Raw genomic sequence first — 4,199 nt, forward strand, 5'->3', positions numbered from 1 at the left:
AATCAAGTCTAAATAATTATGTTGCATTTCAGAAAATTATCGCAAGTAGGATCTTTAAATAGCCACTAAGTTCTTAAGTTCTGACTCTGTCACCGGCTCCTTTACCTGTAGCCGTTTGAAGAATCAGGCGAAAATATAGAGACAGTGAAAATGTTTCTATCATCTCAGCATCTAAGCTAGCGAGTTGTTTTGGTACAGACATATCTATACCATTGACTTGTGCAAGACCCGTGATCCCAGGCAATACATCTAAGACGCCACGTTTATTTCTCTCTTCAATCAATTCTTCTTGATTGAACAAACAAGGACGAGGGCCGACAAAGCTCATTTCGCCACGAAGAACATTTATAAGCTGCGGTAATTCATCGAGCTTCGACTTGCGCAGAAAACTACCCAACTTTGTAACTGATCTTGAATCAACCATATGGGTAGCAACAGAAAGAGTTGATGTCGGCATAGTACGAAACTTGATAAGGATGAAAGGTTTACCATTCTTTCCCACCCGCTCCTGACGAAAAACGGGTGAGCCAGTATCAAACTTACCAAGCACATAAATGACGATAAATACCGGCCAGGCCAGCATCAATCCAATAAACGAGAGAGTAACATCAATAATTCTGATAAGCGGACTGTGCATAGTTATGGAGCCTTATTTACTGTTCGGTTTAGAGCGTCGCCAAGTGTATAAGGAGGCTGCCATCCAAGACAAGTTTTTGTTTGGCTAATATCAACCTGCAATGACCCACATAGACGTTCGCCAATGCCTGGCTTTCCAATCAACGTTGTCAAGCTACGAAGCCACTTCTCAGGAATAGGTAATAGACGACAAGGTTTATTCATAGCCTTAGCCATCAATCGCAACAAATCAGAAGTAGAAACATCTTGATCATCTGAGACTAAAAAAACCTGATTGGCCGCTTTAGGGTGCGACAAACAAGTAACAATTAAATCTGTCAAATTTCCAATATAAACTAAGCTTCTGCTATTGTTGATACTACCCATCGGCAAGGGTAAACCTTTGGAAACCAAGTTCATCATTGCGGCAAAGTTTGCCTTCACTCCTGGGCCATAAACCAAAGGAGGTCGAATAATTACTACCTCCATCCCAGTTTCCTTAGCAATCACGATCAACCCCTGCTCTGCTTCGTATTTGCTCAAGCCATATGGGTCAAGCGGGGGCGAACTAACTTGTGGCGTAAATGGATTACCTTCGTTAGTGTACTCACCATTCACTTTAATTGTACTTAGAAAGACAAAACGCTTTACGCCCGCTTTTGCTGCTTGTTGAGCAAGCGTCAATGTTGCATCTTTATTAATGCGGCGGTACTCGACAAGGGGGTCCTTTGCATTGTCATCCATTACGTGTACACGCGCTGCACAATGAACGACTACATCAATTGAGGCTAACTCCGAAGTAATATCGAAATTGGAATCAAGATCAAGAAGCAGAAAATTATTCTTAGTTTTAGGCTGAGTTCGGCCCGCATCAACAACATCATAAGAGCTATTAATCAGACACTTCGATAAATGCCGCCCTACGAAACCATTACTACCAGTTATCAATACATTCAAGAAAATTGCTCACTTATCAACCTACCAAAGACTACGATCTTAACAGAATAAGACATATTCCTCATGATTTTCGCTTATCTAATTGCAACGTAAGAATAATAGATTAGAATCCTACTGTTGTTATAATTATGCCCATTCTACTATGATTAAACCTATTCAAGCTCTGCTAAGCACAAAACGGAAAAATAAAAGAATCATAACAATAACTTACGATGTTGTTGCTGTGATTTTTTCACTCTATTTGGCAATGAGCCTACGTTTAAGTGACTGGATGTTTGATATAACATCTAGAGAAGTTGCGAGTTTTACGGTCACAATCATAGTTACCATCTATGCTTTTATGCGCCTTGGCATGTATCGGGCAGTATTACGTTACCTCATGCTTCCAGCTTTAGGGTACATTTTTCTTGCTGTTATTCTATCAGCGTTCGCACTCGCTATATCAGGTTTCTTTTTCCAATCCTTTATACCTAGAAGTGTTCCATTAATCTATGCCGGACTCGCGATTTTAACGTTAGGAGGTCCCCGCATTTTAATCCGTACATTTTACTACCACTACTTCAAGCGGAAAAAGCCTAACGTTTTCATCTACGGTGCAGGAGCAACAGGCCGTGAGCTTGCGTACGCGCTCATAAGCGGTTCAGAATACCACCCTGTCGTCATTCTAGACGATGATCGCAATAAAGTTGGTCAGATCATTTTCGGGTTAAGAGTACATCACAGTAGTGAGTTTGAAGAACTACAATCACTGTATAAACCTTTGAAATTGCTGCTAGCAATAAACAATATAAGCAAAGGGAGCCGCCTCCGCCTATTAGAGCAACTTTCCAATTGGCCTATCGCTATCCAATCAGTTCCATCTGTGGAGGATATAGCAGCAGGTAAGGCTAGCTCAACAGAAATTAGAGATCTTGAAATAGGTGATCTATTAGGCCGTGCCCCAGTTGAGCCAGATCAAACTCTACTATCTAGAAATATTACCAACAAGATTGTAATGGTTACAGGTGCTGGGGGTTCAATTGGCGCTGAGCTATGCCGTCAAATCATTCAACAAAAACCAAAACGTTTAGTGCTTTTTGAACTTAATGAATACAACCTGTACACAATCGATAGGGAATTGAGAAAAACAATTGACAACACTAACACCAAAATCGAAATTGTTTCAATTTTAGGAAGTGTTCAGCGTCAAAATCGTATAGAGAAAGTTATGTGCGGTCAGCAAGTCGAAACAGTATTTCATGCAGCCGCCTATAAACATGTTCCTCTTGTAGAGGATAACATTGTAGAAGGGATTCGAAATAATGTCTTCGGTACGCTAGCTACTGCCGAAGCAGCAATAAAAGCAGAAGTTAAAAATTTCACACTAATCTCTACAGATAAAGCAGTTAGGCCAACTAATATAATGGGTGCAAGTAAACGAATGGCTGAACTTGTACTACAATCCCTGGCAGACAGACAAACACAAACTACATTCACTATTGTCAGGTTTGGTAATGTATTAGGCTCTTCAGGATCCGTTGTGCCACTCTTTAAAGAACAAATTAACAAAGGCGGGCCTGTAACTGTAACGCACCCGGATATTATCCGCTATTTTATGCTGATCCCCGAAGCAGCTCAGCTAGTCATCCAAGCTGGAGCGATGGCCCATAATGGCCAGGTATTTGTTTTGGATATGGGAGAACCTGTCAAAATCTTGGACCTCGCAAAACGTATGATCCATTTGATGGGAATGAGCGAAGGTAATCACGATAACATCGAAGAGAATGAATGTGATATAGAAATCCATTTTACAGGCTTACGTCCTGGTGAAAAGCTGTATGAAGAGCTACTCATTGGTGATAATGTTGAAGGAACCAGTCATCCCAAAATCATGACGGCCAGCGAGGATAAGTTAAACTGGTCAGATATGGCTGAGTTGCTTAATCAACTTGATGCCTGCTGTCACCATTTTGATGTAGAGTGCATTCGTAAGATTCTATTAGAGGCACCGACAGGTTACGCACCAACTTCGAACAATTTAGAACAAGGATAAAAATGTCAACTCTGTATGTCTCTGTTGTAAACCATAATAATGACTCTATGCTAATCAATAATGGTGTACTTGCAAATCTTGCTAAAATATTTAACGTTGTACTTAAATCGAATACACCAGCGACAGAAAAACTAACACAATATTGTATCGACAATAAAATAACCCTGTTAGATACTGATTATGGATTGGGTTTTGGTTCAAATAATAACTTTGTACATCAGCACTGTATAAATCATTTAAACATGAAGGGAAACGACTTTTTTTTAGTACTTAACCCCGATGTTCTAATTGATAATTTAGACATAATAAAGTTACTCGATCAAGCTACAATAGATGGATCTAGCATCAGTACAATTAATTTATATTGTGATGAAAAAAAAAGTATTCCAGAGCAATCTATTAAAAAATTCCCTCGAATGCTTGGTCCTCTTAAAGGGTTATTTCAGAAGAAACGCTCTGATGCATACGATAAAAACAAAATTTCCGACCCAACAAATGTTGATTGGGCTGCAGGATCATTCCTGCTCTTTAAGAGTGAGATTTATCAGAGGCTGAATGGATTTGATGAGAAGTTCTTTATGTACTTCGAAGATGT

General features: G+C 39.7%; 4 protein-coding genes. 2 read left to right on the forward strand and 2 right to left on the reverse strand.

Features of this window, described 5'->3' with window-relative positions; genetic code table 11:
* Positions 1 to 73: 73 nt before the first annotated feature.
* A complete protein-coding gene (locus tag MHN01_RS18460; RefSeq protein WP_239412690.1) occupies positions 74 to 637 on the reverse strand; it encodes a sugar transferase in 564 nt (187 codons plus the stop codon).
* A 2-nt stretch (positions 638 to 639) separates the two neighbouring features.
* A complete protein-coding gene (locus tag MHN01_RS18465; RefSeq protein WP_239412691.1) occupies positions 640 to 1,572 on the reverse strand; it encodes an SDR family oxidoreductase in 933 nt (310 codons plus the stop codon).
* A 142-nt stretch (positions 1,573 to 1,714) separates the two neighbouring features.
* Here MHN01_RS18465 and MHN01_RS18470 point away from each other — a divergent pair, with 142 nt between their 5' ends.
* Both MHN01_RS18470 and MHN01_RS18475 read left to right on the forward strand, forming a co-directional pair.
* The gene (locus MHN01_RS18470; protein WP_239412692.1) at positions 1,715 to 3,604 is read left to right on the forward strand and encodes a nucleoside-diphosphate sugar epimerase/dehydratase; all 1,890 of its coding nucleotides are present in this window, start codon (positions 1,715 to 1,717) and stop codon (positions 3,602 to 3,604) included.
* Between the two features lie 2 nt (positions 3,605 to 3,606).
* Positions 3,607 to 4,199: glycosyltransferase family 2 protein (locus MHN01_RS18475; protein WP_239412693.1), on the forward strand; the 593-nt coding region annotated here is incomplete at its 3' end.

Origin of the sequence: Photobacterium sp. OFAV2-7 (assembly GCF_022347985.1) — a bacterium.
Taxonomy (GTDB): domain Bacteria; phylum Pseudomonadota; class Gammaproteobacteria; order Enterobacterales; family Vibrionaceae; genus Photobacterium.

Bases quoted from the DNA above. Each gene is read 5' to 3' on its own strand.
- MHN01_RS18470 (WP_239412692.1), top strand. From the start codon at position 1,715: ATGATTAAACCTATTCAAGCTCTGCTAAGCACAAAACGGAAAAATAAA.
- MHN01_RS18460 (WP_239412690.1), bottom strand. From the start codon at position 637: ATGCACAGTCCGCTTATCAGAATTATTGATGTTACTCTCTCGTTTATT.